Origin of the sequence: Caulobacter sp. FWC26 (assembly GCF_002742645.2) — a bacterium.
Lineage (GTDB): Bacteria > Pseudomonadota > Alphaproteobacteria > Caulobacterales > Caulobacteraceae > Caulobacter.
On record NZ_CP033875.1, the window covers coordinates 3,896,064 to 3,921,306 of the forward strand.

Genomic DNA, 25,243 nt, shown 5'->3' on the forward strand with positions numbered 1-25,243 from the left:
CCACCCCGCGCGTGCGCGGTTTGGCGCTTACCCCATTCTCACTCGCCGGCTTAGTCGGTCTGGATCGCCGCCATGAAACAAGACATTCACCCCGACTACCACTTCATCACCGTCACCCTGACCGACGGTTCGAGCTACAAGACCCGCTCGACCTACGGCAAGGAAGGCGCGAATCTGGCGCTCGACATCGATCCGCGCACCCATCCGGCGTGGACCGGCGGCAACGCCCAGCTGATGGACCGCGGCGGTCGCGTTTCGCGCTTCAACGCCAAGTTCGCCGGCTTCACCGGCAAGAAGGCCTAAGCCCCCTTCTCGCCGTAAGGGCGACGAGAGGCCGGTTCCGCGTTTGCGGGCCGGCCTTTTTCGTGTCTGGAGGTCGGGCAACGCCCCCTCCGTCACGCCGCCTATCGGCGCCGCGCCACCTCCCCCGCAAGCGGGGCAGGAGGTTTGCGGCTGTCTTCCTCCTGCCCCGTGAAACGGGGGAGGTGGCGCGATGCGGATACGCATCGTGACGGAGGGGGCGCCGCCTATTCCTCTTCCGGCTCGTAGAGATCGTCCCCGCGATCGCGCATCAGATCGGTCGCGACAAAGTCCATCGCATCCTCGGCGTCCTTGAAGCTGAGTTCCGACACCGTCTGGTTGCGGATGGAGATCCCCGCCTTGTGCGTGCTCTCCGGATCGCCGGTCACCAGCGGATGCCAAAGCGGGAGGTCCTTGCCCTCGTGCAGTCGCCGATAGGCGCAGGAGCGCGGCATCCACTCCAGGTCCTCGATATTGTACGGCGTCAGCTTGATGCAGTCGGGCACCGTCTTCTTGCGGTTCGGATAGTCCTTGCAGCGGCATAGCCGCTCGTCGAACAGCTGGCAGTGCACCCGCGTGGGGATGATTTCGCCGGTATCTTCGTCTTCGAAGCGAACCAGGCAGCAAAGGCCGCAGCCGTCGCATAGGCTCTCCCACTCGGGGACGGTCATTTCGGCGAGCGTCTTCGTCTGCCAGAAAGGTTTGCGTGGCGTCATGACGCCGTCCTAAACCCGATTTACCCGGCGACCAACTAGAGCCTGACCGACACCGTGAACGACTGGACGCTGCCGCCCTACAAGTTCGACGACGGGAAGAGCCCCGGAGAGCCGCCGAAGCCTGGTCAGGCCTCGATGGGCGACGGCGCTTCGCAAGATCCCTGGACGCCGCAGGACCATGATCCGTTCCGCCTGTCGGACAATGCCGCGCCGCCTCCCTCGCCGGAGCCGCCGCCCGAGGAGCCCTTCCGCGCGGATCTCAAGCACGCCGCAGCCAAGAAGACGTCCCGGAAATGGGGATGGATCTGGGGAACGCTGCTGGTCGGCCTCCTGCTGGCCGTTCTGACCGCCGCGGGCGGCGCGGCCTATGTCTGGTTCAAGTATCTGCAGGACACCCCGCCCCTGCCCTCGCGCGAGGCCCTGTTCGCGGTCAACCGCGCGCCCGGCATCCGCTTCGAAGACCGCAGCGGCCAGGTCATCGCTACACGCGGTCCGCGCTATGGTCAGCGCATCACCCTGGGCTCGGTGCCCAACTACGTGCCGATGGCGTTCCTGGCGGCCGAGGACCGGCGGTTCTATGAGCACGGGGCCATCGACGTACAGGGCATCGCGCGGGCGGCCTGGATCAACTACCGCGCCGGGAAGACCCGGCAGGGCGCCTCGACCCTGACGCAGCAACTGGCCAAGGGGCTGTTCCTGACCCCCGACCGGGTCGTGAAGCGCAAGCTTCAGGAGATGCTGCTGGCTTACCGGCTGGAGCAGATCCTCACCAAGGACGAGATCCTCGAGCTCTATCTCAACCGCATCTATTTCGGCGCGGGCACCTATGGGATCGACGGCGCGTCGCAGACCTATTTCGGCAAGCCGGCCAGCCAGCTCACCCTGTCGGAAGCCGCTCTGCTGGCCAGCCTGCCCAAGGCGCCGTCGCGCCTGGCCCTGACCCGCGACATGGAGCGCGCCCTGGCCCGCTCGCGCCTGATCCTGGCGAATATGCGCAAGGAAGGCTGGATCACCGCCGAGCAGCAGAGCCAGGCCCTCGACGACACGCCCCGCCTGTCGCCGATGGCGCTGCAGGACGAGGGCGACTACGGCTGGGTGCTCGACTACGCCACCGCCGAGGCGGTCAGGATCGCCGGCCAGAACGCGCCGGACCTGGTGGTGCGCCTGACGATCGACCCGGTGCTGCAAAGCGAAGGCGCCGAGGTCGTGCGCCAGACGATGGCGATCGAGACCACGCGCTCGGGCGCCAGCCAGGCGGCGCTGTTGTCGCTGTCGGCCGACGGCGCGATCCGCGCCATGGTCGGCGGGACGGACTATTCGGAAAGCCCGTTCAACCGCGCTGTCCAGGCCAAGCGACAGCCCGGTTCGACCTTCAAGCCGTTCGTCTACGCCGCCGCCGTCGAGAAGGGCGTGCTGCCGACCGACATCCGGGTGGACGAGCCCGTAAAGTTCGGAACCTGGTCGCCGGAGAACTACAGCGGCGGCTATCGCGGCCCCATGACCGTCGAACAGGCGCTGGTCACCTCGATCAACACCGTCGCCGTGAAGCTGGGCCAGGAAGCCGGCGGCGCGGCGATCGGCGATCTTGTCCGCCGCTTCGGGATCACCAGCCTGCCGCCGACGCCCGACCTGTCTGTGGCGCTGGGCTCCTACGAGGTGAACCTGCTGCAGCTGACCTCGGGCTTCCAGGTGTTCCAACAGGGTGGGATCCGGATCGAGCCCTATGTGATCGAATCGATCAGCACCCAGGGCGGCGAGCAAATCTTCCAGCATCAGCCGCCGCAGGCCGAGCGTAGCGTCTATGACGTGGCGCACGCCAGCATCATGGTGAAGATGATGAAGAAGGTCGTCACCCAGGGCACCGCGCAGCGCGCCGCCTTCGGGCGGCCCGTCGCGGGCAAGACCGGCACCAGTCAGAACTGGCGCGACGCCTGGTTCGTCGGCTTCACGCCCGACTATGTGACCGGCGTCTGGGTCGGCAACGACGACGAAAAGCCGATGAACAAGGTGGTGGGCGGCGACATTCCCGCCAGCATCTGGCGTCGCTTCATGATGACCGCGCATCAGACCCTGGCGGTCCGCGACTTCGAGTGGCTGCTGCCCGACCCGGCGCCCCAGAGCGAACCGGACCCGCGCAACGGCTTCTACGAGACCCTGTCGGCCGAGTTCTCCCGCGCCGCCTCGGAGCTGGAAGCGCCCCCGCCCGTCGCGCCCGCGCCAACCCCGCCGGCTCAGGACAATCTACCCTACTAGCTGACCGGGCTCAGCGCCCGGTCGACCGCCGCCATCGCGTGCAGAGTCGTGGTGTCGAACACCGGAACCGGGCTGTCGGCCTGCGAGACCAGCAGCATGATCTCGGTGCAGCCCAGGATGATCGCCTGCGCGCCCCGCTGCGCCAGCCGCGCGATCACCGCCCGGTAGGCCTCACGCGAGGCGTCCAGCACGCGACCGGCCACCAGCTCCTCGTAGATGATCCGATGCACGACGGCGCGGTCGTCGGCGTCAGGCGTCAGCACCGTCAGGCCGTGCTTCTTCTCCAGCCGCCCGCGATAGAAGTCGTGCTCCATGGTGAAGGCCGTGCCCAGTAGCCCCACGGTGGAAAACCCCGCCGCGCGGACCGCCTCGCCCGTTGGGTCGGCGATGTGCAGCAGCGGGATGTGAACCGCCGCCTCGATCGCGTCGGCCTCGCGATGCATGGTGTTGGTGCACAGCACCAGAAAGTCCGCGCCCCCCGCCTCCAGAGCCCGCGCTGCGTCGGCCAGGCGTCGCGACAGTTCAGGCCAGCGCCCCGCGTGCTGCAGCGCCTCGATCGCGGCGAAGTCGAACGACCACATCAGGGTCCGCGCCGACGCCACGCCGCCCAGACGATCGCGCACCGCCTCGTTGATCAGCCGATAATATTGGGCCGAGCTTTCCCAGCTCATCCCGCCGATCAGTCCGATCAGGGCCTGTTCGCTCATCGCGCGCTCCGCGTTACTCACGCAAAGCGCTCTAGCAGTCCCGGGCGCGCTAAAGAACCTCTCGCCGCGACAGATGGAGGATCGCCGCGATCAAGGCGATCAGCCCAAGGCCGCCGCCGAGCGCCAGCGCCGTCTCGATCCGCCAGGCGTCGCGCGCCAACATGTTGACGGGCATCTGCCAGGGGAAGAACACACCCTGCTTGGCCGAGGTCGCGACCACGGAGAAGAAGGTCCCGCCGATGCCCAGCGCCAGCGCCGGCACGAAGCTGGCGAACCGCAAGGCGGTCCACAGCTGGATGGCGATCATCAGCGTGGCCGCCGCCAGGACCTTGACGAGCAACAGCGCATGCTTGGCCAGGTCCGGCGCTCCCGTCGGCATGACCGCTGGCTTGATCGTCCCCGCCAGGACGACCGCGCCCCAGGAGAGGAGCAGGTTCAGCACGCTCATGGCGGCCACGAGCGCGACGACACAAATGGCCTTGGCGGCGTAGAGTTTCCAGCGCGCCACGGGCAGGGCGCGCAGGTGATCCCAACTGCGCGGGGCGTGCTCCATCTGCGCGACCAGGGCGGTCAGGGCCGTCACGCTCATCGGCAGCATGAAGAACGCCCAAACCACGCCCGACATCTGTAGGCCCATCTCCCACGGCGGCGCCTTCTTGCCGCGTAGTAGATTGAAGAACAGGAAGATGGCGATCAGCGTCGGCGCGGCGATGGCCAGCAGGGCCGCCAGCGAGCGGTTGAGCTTACGGACTTCGACGGACAGAACGGCGAGCATCAGGCGGCCTCGGGTTGCGACGAACGGGATGCGGCCACGCCGCGATAGATGTCTTCCAGAGAGCGCGGCTTGGGCCCCACGGCGAACACCGGCGCGCCGCCTGCAACGAGCACGCGAACCAGTTCGGCGGCCGCTTGGTCGAGGTCCTGGCCAGGGCGCAACGCCACCGACAGTCCGCCCTCGAAGGCGACCGGCGAATGGCCGGCAGCCAGCAGCGCCTGAACGGCGCGCGCGTCATCGCCCGTCCGCAGCAGGATCTCGGGCGCCAGATCAGCCTTCAGTCGTGACAGCTCCCCTTCCAGGACTAGCCGCCCGTCATGGACCACCCCGACATGGGTCGCGGTCTGCTCGATCTCGCCCAACAGGTGGCTGGACAGCAGCACGGTCGCGCCGGTCCGCTCGGACAGGCTTCTCAGGAACCGGCGCATGTCGGCGATGCCGTCAGGGTCCAGGCCGTTGGTCGGCTCGTCCAGCACCAGGATCGGCGGCGCGCCCAGCATGGCGCGCGCCAGGCCCAGGCGCTGGCGCATGCCCAGCGAGTAGCCGCCCACCTTACGGTCCGCGTCGGCGCTCATCTCCACGACCTCCAGCACGCGGTCGATCTCGGCTTTGCGCAGGCCAAGGAGCGTGGCGGTGAGGCCCAGGTTCTCGCGGCCCGTCAGATTGCCATAGAAGCCATGCGCCTCCAGCAGCGCACCGACCTGCCGAGCCGCGCCGATGCGGTCGCGGGCGACGTCGATCCCGTTGACCCTCACCGCCCCTGCGTTGGGCCGGATCAGACCCAGGATCATTCTCAGGGTCGTGGTCTTGCCCGCGCCGTTGCGGCCCAGGAAACCGTAAACCGCCCGCTCGGGCACGGTCATCGACAGGTCTTCGACCGCGAGGCGCGCGCCGAAACGACGGGATAGGCCTCGGGTCTCGATAGCGGCGGACATTGGCGGCGCTCACGAAATTTAAGTTAGAGATAAAGTTGCGGAGCCGCGATCTTTAAGTCAAGATTAAAGACAAGACAGGTTCCCAACCCGCCGTAGATCATGACCCAGACCGAAATCCTCGCCTTCCGCCGCCGCTGCCGTCAGTTCCGCTGGCTGGCGATGTTCATGGTGATCAGCGTCGGGCTGCTGATGGCGCTGATGGCGTGGATCGCGCCGATCCTCATCGCTCTAGTCAAGGGCCGCCCTCTGCAGTGGGGCTCCATGGCGGCCATGACCGTCTGGAACCTGCCGGTCGCCTGCTACCTGTTCGCCGTCTGGACGATCGGGAGCACGCTCGGCGAACTGGCCAAGGGCCGGCTGATTCAGGCCGCCCTGCCGCCCGCCCTTCGACGGGTGGGGATCGCTTTGGGTCTTGGCGGTCTGACCAGCGTCTTCGTCGTCAGCAATCTGATGCGTTTGATCGGACAGGCAAAGGGCGGCTATCTGCACTTTGACGTCGCGGCGATGACCCTGGGCATGATCGGCGGCGCGCTGTTCCTGCTGGGGCGCGTGATGGACCAGGCCCTGGCGGCCCAGGCCGAACTCGACGAGATGATCTGATGCCCGTGCGCGTCACGCTAGACGCCCTGATCGTGGCCAAGGGCCTGAAGGCCCGCGACCTGGCGGCCGAGGTCGGGCTCAGCGAAACCCAGCTGTCGCTGTTCAGGTCCGGCAAGGTGAAGGGGATTCGTTTCCGCACCCTGGCCCGCCTCTGCGCGGCCCTGGACTGCAAGCCCGGCGATCTTCTGGACTACGACTTCGACGCCGACGACCTGAGCGCCCCTGACGACGCCAACTAGTCCCGCAGCGGTCGCAGTCGATTGACGTGACCCATCTTGCGGCCGGGGCGCGCCTCGCCCTTGCCGTACAGGTGCACGCGGGTCTCGGGTTCGGCGGCCAGCTTCTTCCAGGCGTCGACATCGGCGCCCAGGAGGTTGGTCATCTCGACATGGTGATGCGGCGCCGTGGGACCCAAGGGCCAGCCGGCGACGGCGCGGATGTGCTGCTCGAACTGGTCGACCTCGCAGCCGTCCTGGGTCCAGTGGCCGGTGTTGTGGACGCGAGGCGCGAACTCGTTGACCAGCAGCTTGCCGCCCGAAAGCTCGAACAGCTCGACGCCTATGACGCCCACATAGTCGAGCGCGGTGAGGATCTTGGCCACGATCGACTCGGCCTGGTCTCGCGTGGCCGGCGTGATCTTGGCCGGCGCGACGGTGCGGCGCAGGACTCCGCCTTCGTGGTGGTTCTCGCTGACCGGATAGCAGGCGATTTCGCCGTCGCGGCCGCGCGCGGCGATGACCGACAGTTCGCGACCAAAGTCGGCGGGCGCTTCGAGGATCGCCGGCTGGCGGCCGATCTTGTCAAAGGCGGCCTCCGCGTCGCCGGCCTTCTGGATCCAGGCCTGCCCCTTGCCATCGTAACCCTCGCGGCGGGTCTTGAGCAGGGACGGCGCGCCGATGCGGGCGACGGCCTCGGCGAGGCTCTCGCTGTCGTGGACGGCGGCGAAGGCCACGGTCGGCACGCCGATCTCGGCCATGAAGGTCTTTTCCGCGACCCGATCCTGTGCGGCGGCCAGGGCCTTGGAGCCCGGCGAGACCATGGCCCCCAGCGCGGTCAGTTCCGAGACGGTGTCGGCGGGGACGTTCTCGAATTCGTAGGTGACGACGTCGCAGGCTTCGGCCAGGCGCTTGAGCGCCCAGCGGTCGTCATAGGCGGCGACGATCTGGCGGGCGGCGACACGGCCGGCGGGCGAGCCTTCCTCGGGGTCCTGGATCACGACGTCGAACCCGAGGCGCGCGGCGGCCAGGGCCAGCATGCGCCCCAGCTGTCCCCCGCCGAGGACGCCGATGGTGGAACCGGGAACCAGGGGGAACGAAGCCATCGTGATCAGTCCTCGACGCTCTCGGCGACGCTGTCGGTCTGGGCGGCGCGGAAGGCCGCCAGGCGCTCGCCCAGGGCCGCATCGGAAAGGGCTAGGATCTGGGCCGCGAGCAGCCCGGCGTTCTTGGCGCCCGCCTCGCCGATGGCCAGGGTGGCGACAGGCACGCCGCCCGGCATCTGCACGATCGACAGCAAGCTATCGAGCCCGCTCAGCGCCTTGGACTGCACCGGCACGCCCAGCACGGGAAGGTTGGTCATCGAGGCCGCCATGCCCGGCAGGTGCGCGGCGCCGCCGGCGCCGGCGATGATCACCTTGTAGCCCGCCTTCTCCGCGCCCGTGGCGAAATCGAACAGGCGCTGGGGCGTGCGGTGGGCCGAAACCACCTTGGCCTCCCAGGCCACGCCCAGGCTGTCCAGCGCGTCGGCCGCGCCCTTCATGGTCGGCCAGTCCGAGCGGCTGCCCATGATGATCGCGACAGGCGGCGTGGTCGAAGGCATCGGCGTCGTCCCTTGAACTCGGCGGCGGCGGATGAAAGCCGCCCCGTAGGCGGGCCGCCCTCCGCGCGCAAGCCTAAAACGACACGAGCGCGTTCAACTTGGCGTCTGAACATGGGTTTGACAGCATCATGAGACGACATGTCCCTGCGACTCTTCGGCGCCCCGATTGCGCCGAACGCCGTTCCCGTTAACCATAGGCGAGCTGTGCCATTCGATTCCCCGTAAGGTCATGAAGATTTCCGGCGCCCGGACCGAACCTTTCGCCGCCATTCGCAAGCGTGCGCTGGCGCGCGCCGGCGCTCAGGTGACGGCTCGCGAAGTCTCAGCCCCCGACAGCGCGGCCTTTCTGGGCCTGACCGAGACCGACCTGACGCCTAAGGTGGTCGAGGCGCTTCAGACCCTGATGAGCGAGATCGAGGACCTGCGGAACGAGGTCTCGGTGCTCAAGCTGCGCCTGAACGAGGCGCAGGGCCTGGCCGACATGGACGTTCTGACGCCGGTCCTGAACCGGCGCGCCTTTCTGCGCGAGATGAAGCGGGTGGCTGCTTTCGCCCAGCGCTACGGATCGCCGGCCAGCGTGGTGTTCTTCGACCTGGACGGCTTCAAGAGCGTGAACGACCGCTTTGGCCACGCCGCCGGCGACGAGGCCCTGAAGGCGGTCGCCAAGCGCCTGCTGGCCAATGTCCGCGAGAGCGACATCGTTGGCCGCATGGGCGGCGACGAGTTCGCGGTGCTGCTCGCCCAGGCTGACAAGGAAACCGCCCTGGCCAAGGCGCAAAGCCTCGCTGAGGCCGTTCGCGCCGAGCCGGTGGAGTTCGGTGAATGGTCCGCCCCGCTGCACATCTCGTTTGGCGTCCGCGAGATCGAGCCCGGCGCTGATCCGGAAGAGGCGCTGGCCGAAGCGGATGCGGCGATGTTCCTGCGGAAACGCAAGAGCGCCTGATCGCGGCGACGCCACCCTCGGCGCCCAAGCCTTGGCCATGACAACCGCCAGGCGTGCGACCTTATCGCACGGGGACTCGCCTGACGTCGGCACGCTAGTTAGCTTTACGGTTTGTTAAGCATGCGCGCGAGATTTGAGGGTCATGCAACGTATACTGGTCGCCGAAGACGATCCGGTTCTGTCGATGATCTATGAGATCACTCTGACGGAAGCTGGATTTGACGTCCTGCTCTGCAGCGACGGCCAGGAGGCGTTTGAAGCGCTCAAGTCTTTCAGTCCCGACCTGGTGATCACCGACCACACCATGCCGCGGATGAGCGGCGGCGACCTTGTTCGGGCGGTGCGCCGCGACTTGCCGGGCGCCGCCACCCTGATGGCCTCGGCGGTGGATCCGCGATTGCTTGAGAATGACCAGCACGCCGACGCGCGCCTGGAAAAGCCCGTGACGCCGGGCCGCCTTCTGCAAACCGTGCGTGAGCTGGAAGCCGCGCCCCCGCGCGCCTGACAGAACTTTAAGCTGACCCGACATGCCCCGCCCGCCTAGGGTGAGGTCGCGTTTCGGGGGCTTTCGATGATCGTCAATCGTATTCTGGCCGCGTCCGTCGCTCTGACGGTGGGGGGCCTTGGCGCGCTGCCGGTCGACGCGGCGTCCCCGCAGCGAAACCTCGACGTCTATCGAGTCTCGCCTTTGGTCGAGAACGGCAAGATCCAGGCGCTGGCTGTAGAGGTCAGACTTCCCGCCGACGCCGACGGCGAGACGCGGATGCAACTGCCGGCGGAATGGGGCGGCGGCGAGCGTCTTTGGCGGTTCCTGAAGGACCCCGTCGTGACCGGCGGTCAGCTTTCCCAGCCTGACGAGAAGACGTGGGTGATCACCTCGAAGCCGCGCGCGCGCCTGACGCTTCGCTATCGGGTCGTCAGCGCCTACGACGGTCCCCCGCCGCCGGACAGCCCCAACTACGGCCAGCCCATCATCGGCCCGGAAGGGTTCTACGTGATCGGCCACACGATCTTCGCGACGCCCGAGGACCGAGAAACGGACCTGGCGCGCTTTGAATGGGATCCCGCCAGCTCGGCGCTGCAGCTTTCCACGGACCTGACGCCGCTGCAGCGGGCGCCCGCTTCGATCTCGCAGCTGGGTCCGAGCGTGCTGATGGCCTACCCGGACACGGTGGAGGCCCGCCGTGACGTCGGCGGCGCGCCGCTGACCGTGGCCACGCGCGGAACGTTCAGTTTCAGCGCCGAGGCGTTCGCCGACATGGCGGCCCGGTCGATCGGCGCCGTCCGCGCGTTCTGGGGTGATGGCCGCGCGCCGTTCCTGATCACCCTGGCCGGCCAGCCCGCGCCGCAAGGCTGGACCTCGTATCGCGGCAGCGGACTGGACGACGCCTTCGCCGTCATCTCCACCCAGAACACCAAGCTCGAGGACTATCGCCTCTTCCTGACGCACGAGTATCTCCACACCTGGATCGCCGAGCGCCTCGGCGGGGCCATCGACGGCCCCGGCGAGCCGGCCGGCTATTGGTTCAGCGAGGGCTTCACCGATTACTACGCCCGCCGCTTGGCGCTGCGGGCCGGGCTCGTGGACCTGGAGACCTTCGCCGCCGCATGGAACGAGGCCCTGGACGCCTATGCGACCTCACCGGCGATCGGCGCGAACAACGCGCAGATCGTCGCCGGCTTCTGGAGCGACAGGGCGGTGCAGAAGCTGCCCTACCAACGCGGGGCGCAACTGGCGGTGCTGCTGGAGAACAGGCTGAAATCCAAGGGCGGGCTGGACCGGGTGATGCTGGCCCTACGCGATCAAGCGGCCAAGCGGCGCGATACGAGCCGCCGGGTTCCGGCCTCTCAGGCCTTCACCCCGGTCGCCAGAAGCGTGACCGGGGTCGATCTCGCCCCCGAGATTGACCGCTATGTAAGCCGGGGCGAGCGCATCCTGCTGCCAGCCGACGCTTTTGGGGGATGCCTGACCGTTGAGACGCTGACGCGCCCCGCCTATTGGCTGGGCCTCGATCTCGCCGAGACCGACAAGGCCCGAACCCTCGTCGGCGTCGATCCGTCGGGTCCCGCCTACGCGGCGGGCCTGCGCGAGGGCATGAAGTATCTCGGTCGGCACGGCGGCAAGCCGGGCGACAGCACCGTCGAGGTCGGGCTGGCGATCGAGGAGAACGGCAAGCCGCGCGTGGTCCGGTTTCTGCCGAAGGGGCCCGGAGAGGTCACTGTGCAACGGATCAAGGTCCCCACAGCGCTCGGGCCCGACGCCCGCGCCGCCTGCGTGAAGGCCGTGGCCGGCTAGCTAGGCGATGATGTCCGGGGTCAGCAGGTCTTCGAGCCGGCCGATCTCGTCCTTGAGGACCAGCTTCTTCCGCTTCAGGCGTGCAATCTGCAGCATGTCGGGCTGGAAGCGCTCCTCCAGCGCCCGGATCGAGTCGTCGAGGTCCTTATGCTCCTCGCGCAGCTCGGCGAGGCGACGTTCGATCGCGATGTCGGTATCTTCCGACGGATCATCGTCGTTCATGGACGTCATCTCGGTGGGGCCCCTCTGAGGGTCATAGATAGCAAAGGCTGACGAGCGGTAAAGGCGCTCACCGTTGCGACATCTCCAGCGCCGCCGCCAGCTGTTCCAGCGCCGCCCGGCGCGGGGGATCGCCGGACGCCTCGGCAGCCGCGCTGAGGCCGTCGACCAGGCTTGACGGGGCGGACGGCGGCCCAGCCAGAGCCTCCAGGCTTTCCATCAGGACACGCTCACCTTGCAGCTCCACCGCCTTCACGGCGTCGCGAAAGGCCTCCTTTGCGACGTCATCGACAGGCGGTCTCGGCGGCTTCAAGGCGCGTCGGACCCCGCGCAGGGGCGCGCCGACCTCGCTGTCCCAGCGGCGCATCAGCCCGGCGGCGGCCTTGAGGTCGGCTTGCCGCCCCTGCTCGGCCATCCAGGCGGCCCAGAGCAGATACGGCACGTTCTGACCATGACCGTCCTGCAGATTCAGGCACGCCTCTGCGACAGGTTGACGCGCATAGGCTCGCAGCGCCCAGTCCCAAAGTCCGAGTGTCGCGCCCATCGCGTTAACCTTCCGCCTTGCCGGTGATCGTTTCCAGGTCTTCGCCCCAACGCTTCACCGGGCGCCAGGCCAGGCCGAAAAGGTCGAGGACGCGCCCCACCGACTGATCGACCATTTCCGCGATCGAGGCGGGCTTGGCGTAGAGCGCTGGCAGCGGAGGCGCGATCACCGCGCCCATCTCGGCCAGGCTGGTCATGGTGCGCAGATGGCCAAGATGGAACGGCGTCTCGCGCACCATCAGCACCAGGGTCCGGCGCTCCTTCAGCACGACATCGGCCGCGCGGGTCATCAGCGAAGACGTTACGCCGGTGGCGATTTCGCTCATCGTACGGACCGAACAGGGCGCGATCAGCATGCCCAGCGTGCGAAACGAGCCCGAGGCGATCGACGCCCCGACATCGGCGGCGCGATGGACGACGTCGGCCTTGGCGTTGACGTCGGAGACCGAAAGGCCCGTCTCCTGGGCCAGGGTCAGGGCGGCGGACTTGGACATGACAAGGTGGCTCTCGACGCCCAGATCCCGGCAGGCGTCCAGCGCACGCAGGCCATAGGCGACGCCGGAAGCGCCCGTTATGCCGATCACGAGGCGGGAGCGATCAGCGTTTTTCGAACCGTCCGACATGGTGAATTTTTGTCCGTCATGGGAGCAAGCCGCGCCACGTCAAGCGGGGCCGATTGCAATCATATGTGATCTGACAGCGCCGCGCAGCGGGTGTTCACTTTGGTTTCCAACAGCAAGGAGCCGAGAGCCATGGCCATCGAATCCCATATCCGCGAGCTTGGGTCCCGTCACGAGAACCTTGACCGCAAGATCCAGGAGGAGACCAATCGACCCGGTAGCGACGGAACGGCGCTCAGGGAGCTTAAGCGGCAGAAACTGCGGCTGAAGGAAGAGATCGAGGGCCTCAAGGCCCGAATGCACTAGCTGCTAAAGGCAGCCGAAAAACGAGAGGCCCCGCTCCGGCAAGGAACGGGGCCTCTGCTTTTTCTGCGAGGCGCGGAGGCTTAGTCCTCGTCTTCCTCATCGACATAGCCGGTGGACTTGCCGAACACGTCCTCGGCCTTGAGGTCGCCACGCGGCGCGCGGAAGTCTTCTTCCTCTTCCTCGACCTCGGGCTCGAACTGGCCGGCTTCCGAAGCCGGACGCAGGGTCGGGTCTTCCGGAACGATGCCCTTCTTGAGGTCGTCCTTGGCCTTCTTCTCGGCGGCCTTCTTGACCAGGGCGTCCAGCTCCAGCTGGCCCACCAGGCCCAGGGTCACCGGATCGACCGGCTTGATGTTGGCGGCGTTCCAGTGCGTGCGCGCGCGGACCTGCTCGATGGTGGCCTTGGTGGTGCCGAGGATCTTGGAGATCTGGGCGTCGGTCACTTCGGGGTGGTGGCGCAGGAACCAGGCGATGGCGTCCGGACGGTCCTGACGGCGCGACACCGGCGTATAGCGCGGAGCCTTCTTCTGCGGCTTCAGCAATTCGGCGTGGCGGCTGACCAGCGCCTTCATGCGGTAGTCGGGGTTCGCCTGAGCGCGGTCCAGCTCCTCGCGGTTCAGCTGGCCGTTGCCGATCGGATCGGCGCCGCGGATGTCGCGCGCCACTTCACCGTCGGCGATGCCGCGCACTTCCAGCGGGTGCAGGCCGCAGAAATCGGCGATCTGCTCGAAGCTGAGCGAAGTGTTGTCCACCAACCAGACGGCGGTCGCCTTGGGCATCAGGATGTCGGACATGCGGTCCTCCAGAAATGACGGCGCCCGGCCTTTCGGCCGGGCGGGATGTGGATGAACGCTATAATCCGGTTCTCGCGAAAAGGGAACGGGGGACAAGCAGAGACGCCGCCCCCGGCGCTCAAAGCCAGGCGGCCATTACTTCACACCACCAGCACCACCTTGCCCACATGCTCCCCAGCCTCGAGGTGCGCATGCGCCTGGGCCGCCTCGGCCAGCGGGAAGGTCGCGTCGACGATCGGCTTCAGCTGGCCCGCCGCCACCCACGGCCAGGCGACGCCCTCGACCTCGGCGGCTAGGCGCGCCTTCTCGTCGGCCGAGCGGGGGCGCAGGGTCGAGCCGCTGATCACCGCCCGCTTCTGCATGATCTTCATCACCGGGACCTCCAGCGTCGAGCCGCCAAGGCTGGCGATGTAGACGATGCGGCCGCCGGTGTTCAGGGCGTCGAGGTTCTTGTCGAAATAGCTGGCGCCGACCATGTCGAGCACGACATCCGCGCCGCCGGCGGCCTTGACGATCTCGGCGAAGTCCTCGGCCTTGGTGTCGACGGCGATGTCGGCGCCCAGCTCAAGCGCCTTGGCCTTCTTGTCTGCGCCGCGCCCCGTGGCGATGACCTTGGCGCCGGCGGCCTTGGCCATGGCGATCGCCGTTGTTCCGATTCCGGACGTTCCACCGTGAACCAGCAGCGTCTCGCCCGCCTTCAGCGCGCCATGCTCGAACACGTTGGCGAAGACGGTGAACACGGTCTCGGGCAGAGCCGCCGCGTGGATCAGATCGAGATCGCCGGGGATCGGCAGGGCGTGGCGCGCGTCCACCACCGCGTACTCGGCGTAGCCGCCCCCGCCCAGCAGGGCGCAGACCTTGTCGCCGGCCTTCCAGCGGCCCGCGCCCACCACGACCTCGCCGGCCACCTCCAGCCCCAGGGTCGCGGGCGCGCCCGGCGGCGGCGGGTAAAAGCCCATGCGCTGCAGCAGGTCGGGACGGTTCACGCCGGCCGCCGCCACCTTGATCAGGATCTCGCCGGGTCCCGGCGCGGGACGCAGGGCCTCGGTGGCGTGCAGCGCTTGCGCCGGCCCCTTGCCGCCTTCGATCGCGATCGCGGTCATCATCTCAGCCATGCCGGGCTCCTTCGTGGTGCTTGCCTTGCGGCCTAGGTAGGCGTCAGATGTCTGACGGAAAAGGGAGAAAAGCCGATGTTCGAGGAGCCTGCGGAACCCCGCGCCTTCAGCGGACGCGCCTTGAACGAGACGACCCACGAGGACCTGGAGGTCTACGGCGTCTCGGAACTGGAGGAGCGCATCGCCGCGCTGCAGGCGGAAATCGAGCGCACCAAGGCCCAGCTGGCCAAGAAAAAGGCCGGTCGTGACGCGGCCAATGCGCTGTTTGGTCGCCTGGACTAACGGTTCCTTTAAGGTTTCGGTGAGGTTACTGGCGGCTTAAGGCGGTGTTCCGCCTTCAGAGGTTTTAGGTCGGTTCGAAAGGGGCGGGTCGCGAAACGGGACGGTTGGCTCTGGCACGGGCGTTGCAGTTCGGTCGTCAGGCGAGACGTTCTCGCGGCCTTTCGAAGGGGCATTGAGTAGCTATGACCGAAGTGAACGCGTTCGCGGACACGCCTTGGCGCGCTGGAGTGATCCAGGATTTCGCGCGATCGGAACTGTTCGACCGGACGTTCGAGGAAGGCATGCAGCTGGTCGAAGAGACCGCCGCCTATCTCGACGGCGCCGGGCGCCATGACAGCAAAATTCTGTCCCGCAACGCCGCCCTCGGCTACGCCGCCGAAAGCATGCGCCTGACCACACGCCTGATGCAGGTGGCGTCGTGGCTTCTGGTGCAGCGCGCCGTCCGCGAAGGCGAGATGCCGCCTGAGGCCGCCTGCGCCGAAGCCTATCGCCTGGGTGAGGAAGCTCCTGGCGATGCGCCGGCCGTCGAGGAACTGCCCTTTGGCCTGATGAACCTGCTGCAGCGCTCAGAGCGCCTCTACGAGCGCGTCCGCCATCTGGACCGCCGCATGTACGTGGAAGCCCCCAACGAAGAAGCCCCGCGCCCCGTGCAGGCCCATCTCGATCGCCTGACCGCCGCGTTCGGGGGCTAAGCCCCCCTCGCCTACTTGCCGAACCGCATCCGGGCCAGCGCAGAGACCATCTCGCTGGCCAGGTCCATCGGCTTCAGACCCGCCTTCCATTTCTCGAAGGCCATCACGTTGTCGATCCGCGCGTCCAGATGCGACAGCGCCGACACGCGGCCCGACGCCATGTCGACCGCCAGGGTCGAGATCAAGATTCCCGACAGGATCGCCCGCTTGGAATAGTGGTTCTCGTCGGTGGCCGTGTCGCCGGCCCAGCGCCAGATCGCATCGGCCGACTCCCAGGTGAGCCTCAAGGCCAGCGCCAGATTGGTCGGAAACGCCAGGAAGGTCGCCAGCGGGCGCAGAACGTCGGCGTTTTCCTGCGCCGCGTCGAGTCGGGCGACCACGCCCTCGCGGATTCGCTGGCGGATCTTCAGCGCGGCGACATCGAAGGCCTGCAGACGCGCCAGCGCCGCCGCGTCATGGCGTCGCGACAGCAGGGCGGCGAGGTCTCGCTGCCCTTCCGGAAGCAGCAACTGCCCCTCGGCGTCCGAAAGTCCGGCCGCCGCCAGCGCGCGGCTGACGAGTCCGCTGTTCCAGCCGGTTTTGGGCGCGAGACGCAGGGCCTCGTCCAGAACGCGCTGTTCGGCCTGATCGGCCCAGTTCAGGCCAGCTTGATCGGAAGCTTGGCCGGAGGTGTCGACGGTTTCGCTCATGAATCCGAGTCTACACCGTGGTTTAAGCCGCGTCGCGCATGGACAGCCGCCGTTGGCTCTGCTATCAGCCCCGCCTCATCGCCTGGAAGCACCCCTTCCGGGGCACTGGTTTTATTCGCCCGCCCGGCCCCTCAAGAGGGACTTGGGAATTTTGGTCGGGCTGTCGAATGGAGAGATACCCCTGGTCCAGATTTTCGTCCGCGACAACAACGTCGATCAGGCGCTCAAGGCCCTGAAGAAGAAGATGCAACGCGAAGGCTCGTTCCGCGAAATGAAGCGGCACGTGCACTATGAAAAGCCGTCGGAAAAGCGCGCGCGCCAAAAGGCCGAAGCCGTCCGTCGCGCGCGCAAGCTGGCCCGCAAGCGCGCCCAGCGCGAAGGCCTGCTGCCGATGCCGAAGAAGCCGGGCCGGTAAGACCCGCTTCTCTTCGCATCGCTGAAGATTTCGAAGGCCGCGCGGTGATCCGCGCGGCCTTTGTTGTTTCGGCTCTGGGGTCATTTCGGCTTAGGGATCGTTTCGGCCTCGGGCTAGCGAGGCTCTAAGTCAAACATTTCGAGCGTGACTCGCGCCGAAACCGATTCCCAGGTTCGGCGTCACGCTCTAGGCGGCCTGCTTGCGGACGATCCGGCCGATCAGGGTCTTCAGGTCGATCTTGCCCGTCGCCAGAGCGCCGACGTGGAACGCCCGGGTCGAAAACGCCACCAGGGCCACCGTCGTCACCGCCATCAGAATCGTCGTCCCCACCACCTGCATGAGCGGCGGATCGCTGGCGATGCGCACGGGCATCAGGAACGGCGTGAAGGGCGGGATCCACGACAGGGTCGAGAGAATCGGCGAGTCGGGCGAACGGATCGCCTGGCTCATGAAGATGATCGGGATCGACATCACCAGGATGATCGGCCCCAGCAGGGTCTGCGCGTCACGCTGGGTCTCGCAGAAGGCCCCGACGCCCGCGAACAAGGCCGCGTACATCAGATAGCCTCCCACCAGATAGGCCCCGAAGTAGAACACCAGGCCCTTGCCCAGCAGCACGGCGGCGAGATCACCCGCCAGGCCCGGCGCGAAGTTGATCAAGGCCACCCAGCCGGCCATGGCCCAGACGCCCATCACCGTCAGGGTCAGGCCCGCGACGCCGAGGATCTTGCCGCCCATGATCTCCGGGACCGAGGCGGACGACAGCAGGACCTCGAGGATCTTGCTCGACTTCTCCTCGATCACGCTGTTGAGCAGGATGCTGGCGCCGGTCATCACCATCGACCACAGCAGGAAGCCCGCTGCGAGGCCCACGTAGGTCGGCAGGCGATCGCGCAGCGCCACCTTGGCGCCGGAAGCGGCCTTGGGCGACAGGCTGTTGAAGGCCGGCTTCAGAGCATCGGCCTTGCTCAGGGTCTCCTGCGAAACCCCCGCCCGGGCCAAGGCCCGCTCGCGCATGATCTCGGTGACCGTCTGACGCAGATCGCTTTCCAGCACGGGCGCGGCGAGGTTGCGGCTCCAGAGATCCAGGGTCACGTCGGTATCGCGCCCGCTGACGATCAACATCGAGTCGAGGCGCTTCTCGCCGACCTCGCGGCGCGCGATGGCCCCGGCTTCGGCGGGCGTCCTGGCGGCTCGCGCCTCCGGCGGCGCAGGTAGGACGACAGCGTCGACCTTGGGCGGCTTGAAGCGCGCGGCGGCCGTGGGGTTGAAGCGCGCCAGGGCTTCGCGTCCGGCGGCGTCGCCGCCTTGGAGCTGGGCCTTGCGGACGGCCTCCTGCGCCTCGGGACCCGCCGATGACAGCGCCGCCGCGCGCAGAGCTCTCGCGGTCGCGCGATCCTGATCCTCGGCCATGGCCTTGGCGATGGCGGGCGCGAAGCCCTGACCGGTCAGATCGATGATCGCCAGGCGCTCGGGCTTGGCCGATTTCATCATCATCAGCGGAGCCGAACTGCTGATCCCCATCACCAGCGGCAAGGCGATGATCGACAGCCAGAAGCCGACCGTGCGGACATAGGCCAGGTACTCCCGGCGCGCGATCTTCAGCAGACGGCTCATGCCTGGCCTCCGGTCAGAACGATGAAGGCGTCATGCAGGCTGGGCTCCTTGAGCTCGAACCGTCGCAAAGACAGATCCCGCGCGAACGCCGCCTTCAGGGCGTCCTGTCCGGTTCCGATCTCAGGCAAGCGCGCCACATGGCGCCAGCCGCCTTCGGGCAGAGGTTCGGACGTGATCTCGCCAAGACCCGGCAGGGCGGCGACCTCCTCGGCCAGGAGATCACCTTCCAGAACCAGCGCGCGCGGCGCGGCGCAACGCGCGGTGGCGACGTCGCCGTCGAACACCTTGCGGCCGCGGGCCATCAAGACGACCTTGTCGCAGAGCCGCTCGGCGTGCTGCATTACGTGGGTGGAGAACAGCACGGTGGCCCCGCGCGCCGCGATCTCGCGGATCATCGTCTCCAGCGCCTGCTGATTAACCGGGTCCAGACCGGAGAACGGCTCGTCCAGCACGACCAGTTCAGGCTCGTGCGCCAAGGCGGACAGGAGCTGAACCTTCTGGGCCATCCCCTTGGAAAGGTCCTTGATCGGCCGCTTCATCGCAAAGCCCAGGCCTTGGGCCTCCAACAGCACCTGAGCCCGCTTGCGCCCCTCCGCCTCCGGCACGCCCTTCAGGCCGGCGAAGAAGGCGATGGCGTCGACCGGCGTCATGCGCTTGTAGAGGCCGCGCTCTTCGGGGAGGAAGCCGATCCGGTCACGGACCTTGGTCGCGTCGTCCGCGCCGAGCACCGATATGCGCCCGGCGGTCGGCGGCAGCAGGCCCAGGATCATGCGAAGCGTGGAGGTCTTCCCCGCGCCATTGGGGCCAAGGAAGCCCGTGATCCGGCCGGCGGGAACCTCGAAGCTGACGTCGCGCACGGCGTGGAAGTCGTCATAGGTCTTGCAGACCCCTTCCAGGGTGACGGCGTTGACCATGAGACGGCTCTCCGAATCGATCCTGCGCTCTGGTTGTATCAGCCCTTTTGGCGAGCGTCGGCCACGAAGGCCACCGCGCGTACGATGTGGTCGGCGAAGCGGCGGCCGATCAGCAAGGTATGGGTCGCCGCTTCGACATGGTCGACATAGCCGTGCTCGGAGCGACGCGCTGGGGCGGCCTGCATCTCCTTGCGTAGCTCGCGTCCCGCCACCGGGCCGGCCGTCACCACCGCCAGCGGCCACTTGGGATCGAACGGCGGCTCGGCGGCGGCCTGAGCCGAGGCCTCGGCCCACAGCCCCACCTCTTCCGCCGAGGTGCGGTTGTGCTGGCCGTTGGCGAACGCCCAGCCCTTCTCGGCCTTGGCCGGGGGCGGCAGATCGATCTTGTCGCCCAGGCGCGTATGGATCAGCGGCTTGTAGAGCCCCAGCGAGGCGCCGACGGCGGCCCACTTCGACACGCGGGCGAAGGTCTTGATGAAGCCCTGCATCGAGGGGTTCAAAGCGGCCTCGGGCGTCGCCGCGTCGACGAGGACCAGGCCGGCGACCTTGTCGGGATTGCGGCCCGAGAACGCCCTCAAGCGTAGCCCCGCCATCGAATGGCCGACCAGAATGTAGGGACCCGGCTCGCCGGACGCGGCGACCAGCTTCTCGAAATCCGAAACGATCGCGAGGCCGTCGCGCGGGCTCGGTCCCTTCGGTGAAAAGCCCATGCCCGCCCGATCATAGGCGCAAGAGCGCCAGCCCGCCTCTGTCAGCGCCGCCTGGGTGGCGCCCCAGTCGGCGGCGAAGCCGAAGGCCCCCGCTTCCAGCCAGACGACGGGACGATCGCTGCTGGGCCCTTCGCAGACCAGACGCAAGGCGCGCCCGGGCTCGATCTCGACCATCTGGCCGCGCAGCTTCGGCGCTCCGGTCGCGCTCATCAGGCCGCCTGCGGCGATGTAGAACACAAGGACAAGAGCAAGGACCGCCGCGCCCCGACCGAAAAACTGGATCATGGCGTCCAATGTAGTGGCGGTTCGCGAACGGTCGAGACCGGCGATATCAGTTTCGACCTTAAATCGCCGCGTCGGTCGAACTTGAGCCCGTCGAAGCGGCCGGCGCCGGAACCGTGGCCACGGGAAGCGTGGCCCGGACACGTCCGTTCTTCAGACGCGCCAGTTGAACCTGCCCCTTGGCGGACTTCGCCACACCCGGGGGCCAACGCGACACCGTCGCCTTGTGGACCTTTCGCGACACGCGGCCAGCCGCACGCAACGGCAGGTCATCGGCCTCGGCGAAGGAGCGCCCCATGAAGAAGCTGGGATTGAGCGGCTTGTCGCCCTTGCGGATCTCGAAATGGAGATGCGAGCCCGATGAGCGGCCCGAATTACCGACGAAGGCCAAGGTCTGACCTCGACGAAGATAGGCGCCGCGCTTCACGCCTTGCGCAGGCCGCGCCAGGTGCGCGTACATTGTCGAAAGGCCGCCCTTGTGGACGACGAGGACGTAGCGGCCATAGGTGGCGCTGACGCCGGTCGTCTTGACCACCCCGTCGGCCGCGACCTTCACCGCCGCGCCGGCGGGCGCGGCGATATCGACGCCCTGATGCAGCCGGCCGCTTTCTTCCCACGGAAGCTGCCGCAAGCCGAACGGCGAGTTGATGACCCGGCCAGGGAGCGGGGCGTCAAAGACAAAGGCCGGCGGCGGCGCCTGGACCTCAGGCTCCAGCTCGGGCGCGGGCTGAGCGGGCGCGGGGGGCGTCTGGCTCAACGGCGCGCGCGCCACCCACTCGCCCATGGCGACGGCGCCGTTCAGCGCACCCGCCATCGCGGCGACGCCCAGCATCGAGAACAACGCCACGCGCAAGTGCTGAGGCGAGAGAGCCAAGCTCCTGGAGACCAAAACCGCTTCCTCTTCGACGTTCGGTCAGTCGAGAGGACCGCGTCTGGGCGATCTTGCTCTCATGCTTGACCTTTCGGGATGGTGAATCGGCGGCGTGTATGAATGTCGCATGGGGCGAAAACGGGGCGCAACTTAACCATTTGCGAACCGTGTTGGCGCCGCCACCCCAGCAGTCTCAACTACACACAGAACATTACAGCTATTTTATAATATTAAAGAGCCGTAATTCTCTTAATTACACGTCATGACTGAGACGTAACGGGACTTCGAGCACCCTCGCAGGTATTCAATATTCATCGGCGCACGGAAAAGCGCCCAACCAGAGGGATACTTCAAATGCGCAAGTTCATCATGAGCCTGACCACCGTCGCCACCCTGAGCCTGGCCGCCGTGCCGATCCTGGGCCTGACCCAAGCCGCCAACGCCGCCGAGCGTGACCCGAGCGTGACCATCGTGGTGTCCGACCTGAACCTGTCGAACCCGGCCCAGGCCTCGGTGTTCAAGGCGCGCGTCGACCAGGCCGGCACGGCGCTCTGCCGCGCCAAGCTCCGCAACAACGACCTCAATATGTCGTTCGGCCAGTGCAAGATGGAAGTCCATCGCGAAGCCCAGCGCCAACTGTCGACGCCCCAACGCCAAGCCCTGGTTCAAGCCAAGCGCGCCATGGCGGTTGAGATGGCGGCTCAGTGATCGCCAAGACCGACGCCACACTCCCCCACACCACCCCGCGACAGAGGCCTCAGGTAACCCTGAGGCCTTTGCTTTAGACACGAAAAAGGCCCCGGCGGCGTCGCCGGGGCCTTCGTCGTTCCGATGACCTGGGATCAGAGTCCCTTGAGGATGCCCTCGACCATCTTCTTGGCGTCGCCGAACAGCATCATCGTGTTGTCGCGGAAGAACAGCTCGTTCTCGACGCCGGCGTAACCCGAGGCCATGCCGCGCTTCACAAACAGCACCGTGCGCGCCTTTTCCACGTCCAGGATCGGCATGCCGAAGATGGCGCTGGTCGGGTCGGTCTTGGCCGCCGGGTTGGTGACGTCGTTGGCGCCGATCACGAAGGCGACGTCCGCCGTCGAGAACTCGCTGTTGATGTCCTCCAGCTCGAAGACCTCGTCATAGGGCACGTTGGCTTCGGCCAGCAGCACGTTCATGTGGCCCGGCATCCGGCCGGCGACGGGGTGGATGGCGTACTTCACCTCGACGCCCTCCTCCTTCAGCTTGTCGGCCATTTCGCGCAGAGCATGCTGGGCCTGGGAGACGGCCATGCCGTAGCCCGGGACGATGATGACCTTCGATGCGTTCTTCATGATGAAGGCCGCGTCGTCGGCCGAGCCCTGCTTGACGGGACGGGTCTCGACCTTGCCGCCAGGACCGGCCGCCGCCGCGTCGGCGCCGAAGCCGCCCAGGATCACCGACACGAACGAGCGGTTCATGCCCTTGCACATGATGTAGGACAGGATCGCGCCCGACGAGCCGACGAGCGCGCCGGTGATGATCAGGGTGGTGTTCTCGAGCGTGAAGCCCAGCGCCGCCGCCGCCCAGCCGGAATAGCTGTTCAGCATCGACACCACGACCGGCATGTCCGCCCCGCCGATCGGGATGATCAGGGTGACGCCGATCAGCAGGCTCAGGGCGAAGATGCCCCAGAAGGCCCAGATCGCCGAACCGCCGCTGGCGACCAGCACCACGATCAGGGCCACGATGGCGGCCGCGATGAGGATGTTGAGCAGGTGACGGGCCGGCAAAAGGATCGGCGCGCCGCCCATGTTGCCGTTCAGCTTGGCGAAGGCGATGACCGAACCGGTGAAGGTGATGGCGCCGATGGCCAGGCCCAGCGACAGCTCGATCAGGCTGTTGAGGTGGATGGCGCCGTCCTCGCCGACGATGCCGTAGGCGCCGGGCGTGTAGATGGCGGCCACCGCCACCAGACAGGCGGCCATGCCGACCAGCGAGTGGAAGGCGGCGACCAGCTGCGGCATCGAGGTCATGGCGACCTTGCGGGCGATCACGGCCCCTACCGCGCCCCCGACGGCGACGCCGCCGAGGATCAGGCCCAGGGTCACCACGTCCAGAGCGCCCTGGCTCCAGAGCGTGGCCAGGGTGGTCCCCACGGCGATGGCCATGCCGATCATGCCGTTGCGGTTACCCGCCTGGCTGGTCACGGGGCTGGACAGGCCGCGCAGCGCGAGAATGAAGAGCACCCCTGAGACGAGGTACAGGATGGCGGCGAGATTGGCGTTCATTGGACTGGTTCCCCCTGCTCTCGCCCGCTCACTTCTTCTCTTTCTTCTTGTACATCGCCAGCATGCGCTGGGTGACCAAGAAGCCGCCGAAGATGTTGACCGCCGCGAAGGCCGCAGCGATGGCGCCGGCCCCCTTGGAGATCCAGGTCGAGCCGGCGACGGCGCCGCCGGCCAGGTCGGAATTGGCGCCATGAGCCGCTGCGGCCAGCAGGGCGCCGACGATAATCACCGACGAGATGGCGTTGGTGACGGCCATCAGCGGCGTGTGCAGCGCGGGTGTCACGCTCCAGACGACGTAGTAGCCGACAAAGATGGCGAGCACGAAGATCGCCAGACGGAACACGGTGGGGTCGACGGCTTCCATGGGAGCCTCCCTTTCGATTCTGGAGTTAGGCGGTCTTCAGGTTCGGGTGGACGATCGCCCCGTCACGGGTGACGACGGCGGCCTGCAGGATCTCGTCCTCGAAGTTGGGGGCGAAGGCGCCCTCCTTGGTCATGAACAGCGAGGAGAGGGCCAGCAGATTGCGGGCGTAGAGCGCGCTGGCGTCGGCGGCGATCCGACCCGGCAGGTTGGCGTGACCGAGGATCTTGGCGCCGTTGGCGGTGACGACCGTCTCGTTGAGCTTGGCGCCCTCGACATTGCCGCCCTGCTCGATCGCCAAGTCGACCAGGATCGAGCCCGGCTTCATCGAGGCGACCTGCGCGGCGCTGACCAGCTTCGGCGCGGGACGCCCCGGGATCAGGGCCGTCGTGATGACGATGTCCTGCTTGGCGATGTGGCTGGAGACCAGTTCTGCCTGCTTGGCCTGGTACTCCTTGGACATCTCCTTGGCGTAGCCGCCGGCGGTCTGGGCGTTCTTGAACTCCTCGTCCTCGACGGCCAGGAACTTGGCGCCCAGCGACTCGACCTGCTCCTTGGTGGCCGGACGCACGTCGGTGGCGGTCACGACCGCGCCCAGACGGCGAGCCGTCGCGATGGCCTGCAGGCCAGCGACGCCCACGCCCATGATGAAGACCTTGGCCGCAGCGACGGTGCCCGCAGCGGTCATCATCATCGGCAGGGCCTTGCCATAGGCTTCGGCCCCCTCGATCACGGCGCGGTAGCCGGCGAGGTTGGCTTGAGAGGACAGCATGTCCATCACCTGCGCACGCGTGATGCGCGGGATGAACTCCATGGCGATCGCCGTCGCGCCCGCCTTGGCCAGGGCGTCCAGCGTTTCCTTGTCCTGATACGGATTCAGCGCCGCAGCGACGATCGCGCCCTTTTTCAGCGCCGCGATCTCGGACGACTCAGGCGCGCGCACCTTGAACAGGATGTCGGCGTCGTTCAGGGCGTCCTTGGCCGTCTTGGCGATCTTGGCGCCGGCGGCCTCGTAGTCGGCGTCCGGATAGGACGCGGCCGTCCCGGCACCCGCCTCAATCACCACCGAGAAGCCGGCGGCGCCGAGCTTCTTGACGGTTTCAGGCGTGGCCGCGACCCGCGTTTCGTTGGCGCGGGTTTCTTTCGTGACGGCGATGACGGCCATCGGCATTCCCCTCCCCAGAGCGGTGTTACCTCACCAGCATGAGG

Annotated in this window: 31 protein-coding genes and 1 pseudogene; 12 read left to right on the top strand and 20 right to left on the bottom strand. The window is 67.4% G+C overall.

The annotated features are described in order from the left end of the window. Positions 1-72: 72 nt before the first annotated feature. A complete protein-coding gene (gene rpmE / locus CSW63_RS20100; RefSeq protein WP_004616338.1) occupies positions 73-303 on the top strand; it encodes a 50S ribosomal protein L31 in 231 nt (76 codons plus the stop codon). Positions 304-404: 101 nt separating this feature from the next. Here rpmE and CSW63_RS24235 read toward each other — a convergent pair. Then, a pseudogene (locus CSW63_RS24235) lies at positions 405-553 on the bottom strand (hypothetical protein). Then, positions 528-1,016, bottom strand: a complete 489-nt coding sequence (locus tag CSW63_RS20105; protein WP_062098910.1) for a YcgN family cysteine cluster protein — start codon at positions 1,014-1,016, stop codon at positions 528-530. The pseudogene CSW63_RS24235 and the gene CSW63_RS20105 overlap by 26 nt, the downstream one beginning before the upstream one ends. Positions 1,017-1,070: 54 nt before the next feature. Here CSW63_RS20105 and CSW63_RS20110 point away from each other — a divergent pair, with 54 nt between their 5' ends. Beyond that, a complete protein-coding gene (locus tag CSW63_RS20110; RefSeq protein WP_099503047.1) occupies positions 1,071-3,269 on the top strand; it encodes a PBP1A family penicillin-binding protein in 2,199 nt (732 codons plus the stop codon). On the opposite strand, the gene CSW63_RS20115 is transcribed toward CSW63_RS20110, so the two are convergent. Genes CSW63_RS20115 through CSW63_RS20125 form a run of 3 tightly spaced genes read right to left on the bottom strand, consistent with a single transcriptional unit; the run spans position 3,266 to position 5,686 of the window. Further along, a complete protein-coding gene (locus CSW63_RS20115) occupies positions 3,266-3,976 on the bottom strand; it encodes an aspartate/glutamate racemase family protein (protein WP_099503045.1) in 711 nt (236 codons plus the stop codon). The genes CSW63_RS20110 and CSW63_RS20115 overlap by 4 nt on opposite strands. 49 nt (positions 3,977-4,025) lie before the next feature. Beyond that, a complete protein-coding gene (locus CSW63_RS20120) occupies positions 4,026-4,751 on the bottom strand; it encodes an ABC transporter permease (protein ID WP_099503043.1) in 726 nt (241 codons plus the stop codon). After that, positions 4,751-5,686 carry an ABC transporter ATP-binding protein gene (locus tag CSW63_RS20125; protein ID WP_099503041.1) on the bottom strand — a complete coding sequence of 312 codons (936 nt, stop codon included), beginning with the start codon at positions 5,684-5,686 and terminating at the stop codon, positions 4,751-4,753. Before CSW63_RS20125 ends, CSW63_RS20120 begins: the two co-directional genes overlap by 1 nt. Positions 5,687-5,785: 99 nt before the next feature. On the opposite strand from CSW63_RS20125, the gene CSW63_RS20130 reads away from it, so the two are divergent. After that, positions 5,786-6,286 (top strand): DUF2975 domain-containing protein, encoded by a 501-nt coding sequence (locus CSW63_RS20130; RefSeq protein ID WP_099503039.1) that lies wholly within the window; start codon positions 5,786-5,788, stop codon positions 6,284-6,286. Continuing rightward, positions 6,286-6,525, top strand: coding sequence for a helix-turn-helix transcriptional regulator (locus CSW63_RS20135; RefSeq protein WP_099503037.1), 240 nt, complete (start codon positions 6,286-6,288; stop codon positions 6,523-6,525). The genes CSW63_RS20130 and CSW63_RS20135 overlap by 1 nt, the downstream gene beginning before the upstream one ends. Here CSW63_RS20135 and CSW63_RS20140 read toward each other — a convergent pair. Beyond that, a complete protein-coding gene (locus CSW63_RS20140; protein WP_099503035.1) occupies positions 6,522-7,607 on the bottom strand; it encodes a 5-(carboxyamino)imidazole ribonucleotide synthase in 1,086 nt (361 codons plus the stop codon). The genes CSW63_RS20135 and CSW63_RS20140 overlap by 4 nt on opposite strands. 5 nt (positions 7,608-7,612) lie before the next feature. Beyond that, positions 7,613-8,104 (bottom strand): 5-(carboxyamino)imidazole ribonucleotide mutase, encoded by a 492-nt coding sequence (purE, locus tag CSW63_RS20145; protein ID WP_099503033.1) that lies wholly within the window; start codon positions 8,102-8,104, stop codon positions 7,613-7,615. Positions 8,105-8,333: 229 nt separating this feature from the next. On the opposite strand from purE, the gene CSW63_RS20150 reads away from it, so the two are divergent. The 3 genes from CSW63_RS20150 (at position 8,334) to CSW63_RS20160 (ending at position 11,343) form a co-directional block, all read left to right on the top strand. Beyond that, positions 8,334-9,047, top strand: a complete 714-nt coding sequence (locus tag CSW63_RS20150) for a GGDEF domain-containing protein (RefSeq protein WP_099503031.1) — start codon at positions 8,334-8,336, stop codon at positions 9,045-9,047. A 142-nt stretch (positions 9,048-9,189) separates the two neighbouring features. Beyond that, on the top strand, positions 9,190-9,552 hold the full coding sequence (locus CSW63_RS20155) for a response regulator (protein ID WP_062098188.1): 363 nt from the start codon (positions 9,190-9,192) through the stop codon (positions 9,550-9,552). A 66-nt stretch (positions 9,553-9,618) separates the two neighbouring features. After that, positions 9,619-11,343: a M61 family metallopeptidase gene (locus CSW63_RS20160; protein ID WP_168193700.1), complete on the top strand. Its 1,725-nt coding sequence runs from the start codon at positions 9,619-9,621 to the stop codon at positions 11,341-11,343. Here CSW63_RS20160 and CSW63_RS20165 read toward each other — a convergent pair whose 3' ends face one another. From CSW63_RS20165 to CSW63_RS20175, 3 genes are read right to left on the bottom strand one after another with little or no spacing between them, the layout of a single operon-like run. Beyond that, positions 11,344-11,574: a YdcH family protein gene (locus tag CSW63_RS20165; RefSeq protein WP_082749650.1), complete on the bottom strand. Its 231-nt coding sequence runs from the start codon at positions 11,572-11,574 to the stop codon at positions 11,344-11,346. A 58-nt stretch (positions 11,575-11,632) separates the two neighbouring features. Next, positions 11,633-12,106, bottom strand: a complete 474-nt coding sequence (locus tag CSW63_RS20170; RefSeq protein WP_062098184.1) for a TIGR02444 family protein — start codon at positions 12,104-12,106, stop codon at positions 11,633-11,635. A 4-nt stretch (positions 12,107-12,110) separates the two neighbouring features. Further along, entirely contained in the window at positions 12,111-12,728 is a 618-nt protein-coding gene (locus tag CSW63_RS20175) for a UbiX family flavin prenyltransferase (RefSeq protein WP_062098182.1), read from the bottom strand. Between the two features lie 129 nt (positions 12,729-12,857). Here CSW63_RS20175 and CSW63_RS20180 point away from each other — a divergent pair, with 129 nt between their 5' ends. Next, positions 12,858-13,031, top strand: coding sequence for a YdcH family protein (locus tag CSW63_RS20180; protein WP_099503029.1), 174 nt, complete (start codon positions 12,858-12,860; stop codon positions 13,029-13,031). An 80-nt stretch (positions 13,032-13,111) separates the two neighbouring features. On the opposite strand, the gene CSW63_RS20185 is transcribed toward CSW63_RS20180, so the two are convergent. Further along, the gene (locus CSW63_RS20185) at positions 13,112-13,825 is read right to left on the bottom strand and encodes a DUF1013 domain-containing protein (protein ID WP_062098178.1); all 714 of its coding nucleotides are present in this window, start codon (positions 13,823-13,825) and stop codon (positions 13,112-13,114) included. Between the two features lie 140 nt (positions 13,826-13,965). Next, positions 13,966-14,940 carry an NAD(P)H-quinone oxidoreductase gene (locus tag CSW63_RS20190; RefSeq protein ID WP_099503027.1) on the bottom strand — a complete coding sequence of 325 codons (975 nt, stop codon included), beginning with the start codon at positions 14,938-14,940 and terminating at the stop codon, positions 13,966-13,968. 75 nt (positions 14,941-15,015) lie between these two features. Between CSW63_RS20190 and CSW63_RS20195 the strand changes: the two genes are divergently transcribed. Both CSW63_RS20195 and rcdA read left to right on the top strand, forming a co-directional pair. Continuing rightward, positions 15,016-15,222: a DUF1192 domain-containing protein gene (locus CSW63_RS20195; protein WP_062098174.1), complete on the top strand. Its 207-nt coding sequence runs from the start codon at positions 15,016-15,018 to the stop codon at positions 15,220-15,222. A 182-nt stretch (positions 15,223-15,404) separates the two neighbouring features. Continuing rightward, positions 15,405-15,914, top strand: a complete 510-nt coding sequence (rcdA, locus tag CSW63_RS20200) for a protease adaptor protein RcdA (RefSeq protein ID WP_062098171.1) — start codon at positions 15,405-15,407, stop codon at positions 15,912-15,914. 11 nt (positions 15,915-15,925) lie between these two features. Here rcdA and CSW63_RS20205 read toward each other — a convergent pair whose 3' ends face one another. Next, the gene (locus CSW63_RS20205; protein WP_062098169.1) at positions 15,926-16,603 is read right to left on the bottom strand and encodes a COQ9 family protein; all 678 of its coding nucleotides are present in this window, start codon (positions 16,601-16,603) and stop codon (positions 15,926-15,928) included. A gap of 181 nt (positions 16,604-16,784) precedes the next feature. Between CSW63_RS20205 and rpsU the strand changes: the two genes are divergently transcribed. Next, complete coding sequence (gene rpsU / locus CSW63_RS20210; protein WP_024265935.1) at positions 16,785-17,018, top strand: 30S ribosomal protein S21; 234 nt, start codon at positions 16,785-16,787, stop codon at positions 17,016-17,018. Between the two features lie 186 nt (positions 17,019-17,204). On the opposite strand, the gene CSW63_RS20215 is transcribed toward rpsU, so the two are convergent. From CSW63_RS20215 to CSW63_RS20230, 4 genes are read right to left on the bottom strand one after another with little or no spacing between them, the layout of a single operon-like run. Next, on the bottom strand, positions 17,205-18,635 hold the full coding sequence (locus CSW63_RS20215) for an ABC transporter permease (RefSeq protein ID WP_062098167.1): 1,431 nt from the start codon (positions 18,633-18,635) through the stop codon (positions 17,205-17,207). Continuing rightward, positions 18,632-19,549 (bottom strand): ABC transporter ATP-binding protein, encoded by a 918-nt coding sequence (locus CSW63_RS20220; protein ID WP_062098166.1) that lies wholly within the window; start codon positions 19,547-19,549, stop codon positions 18,632-18,634. The genes CSW63_RS20215 and CSW63_RS20220 overlap by 4 nt, the downstream gene beginning before the upstream one ends. A gap of 38 nt (positions 19,550-19,587) precedes the next feature. Continuing rightward, positions 19,588-20,544, bottom strand: coding sequence for an alpha/beta fold hydrolase (locus CSW63_RS20225; RefSeq protein ID WP_082749648.1), 957 nt, complete (start codon positions 20,542-20,544; stop codon positions 19,588-19,590). A gap of 58 nt (positions 20,545-20,602) precedes the next feature. Next, entirely contained in the window at positions 20,603-21,373 is a 771-nt protein-coding gene (locus tag CSW63_RS20230) for a M23 family metallopeptidase (protein WP_082749651.1), read from the bottom strand. 393 nt (positions 21,374-21,766) lie between these two features. On the opposite strand from CSW63_RS20230, the gene CSW63_RS20235 reads away from it, so the two are divergent. After that, a complete protein-coding gene (locus CSW63_RS20235) occupies positions 21,767-22,120 on the top strand; it encodes a UrcA family protein (protein ID WP_082749646.1) in 354 nt (117 codons plus the stop codon). A 134-nt stretch (positions 22,121-22,254) separates the two neighbouring features. Here the strand turns inward: CSW63_RS20235 and CSW63_RS20240 are convergent, their stop codons facing one another. From CSW63_RS20240 to CSW63_RS20250, 3 genes are read right to left on the bottom strand one after another with little or no spacing between them, the layout of a single operon-like run. After that, entirely contained in the window at positions 22,255-23,673 is a 1,419-nt protein-coding gene (locus CSW63_RS20240; RefSeq protein WP_062098161.1) for an NAD(P)(+) transhydrogenase (Re/Si-specific) subunit beta, read from the bottom strand. A 28-nt stretch (positions 23,674-23,701) separates the two neighbouring features. Next, entirely contained in the window at positions 23,702-24,037 is a 336-nt protein-coding gene (locus CSW63_RS20245; RefSeq protein ID WP_047403586.1) for a proton-translocating transhydrogenase family protein, read from the bottom strand. Positions 24,038-24,062: 25 nt separating this feature from the next. Continuing rightward, positions 24,063-25,205 (bottom strand): Re/Si-specific NAD(P)(+) transhydrogenase subunit alpha, encoded by a 1,143-nt coding sequence (locus tag CSW63_RS20250; RefSeq protein WP_168193701.1) that lies wholly within the window; start codon positions 25,203-25,205, stop codon positions 24,063-24,065. Positions 25,206-25,243: the final 38 nt, after the last annotated feature.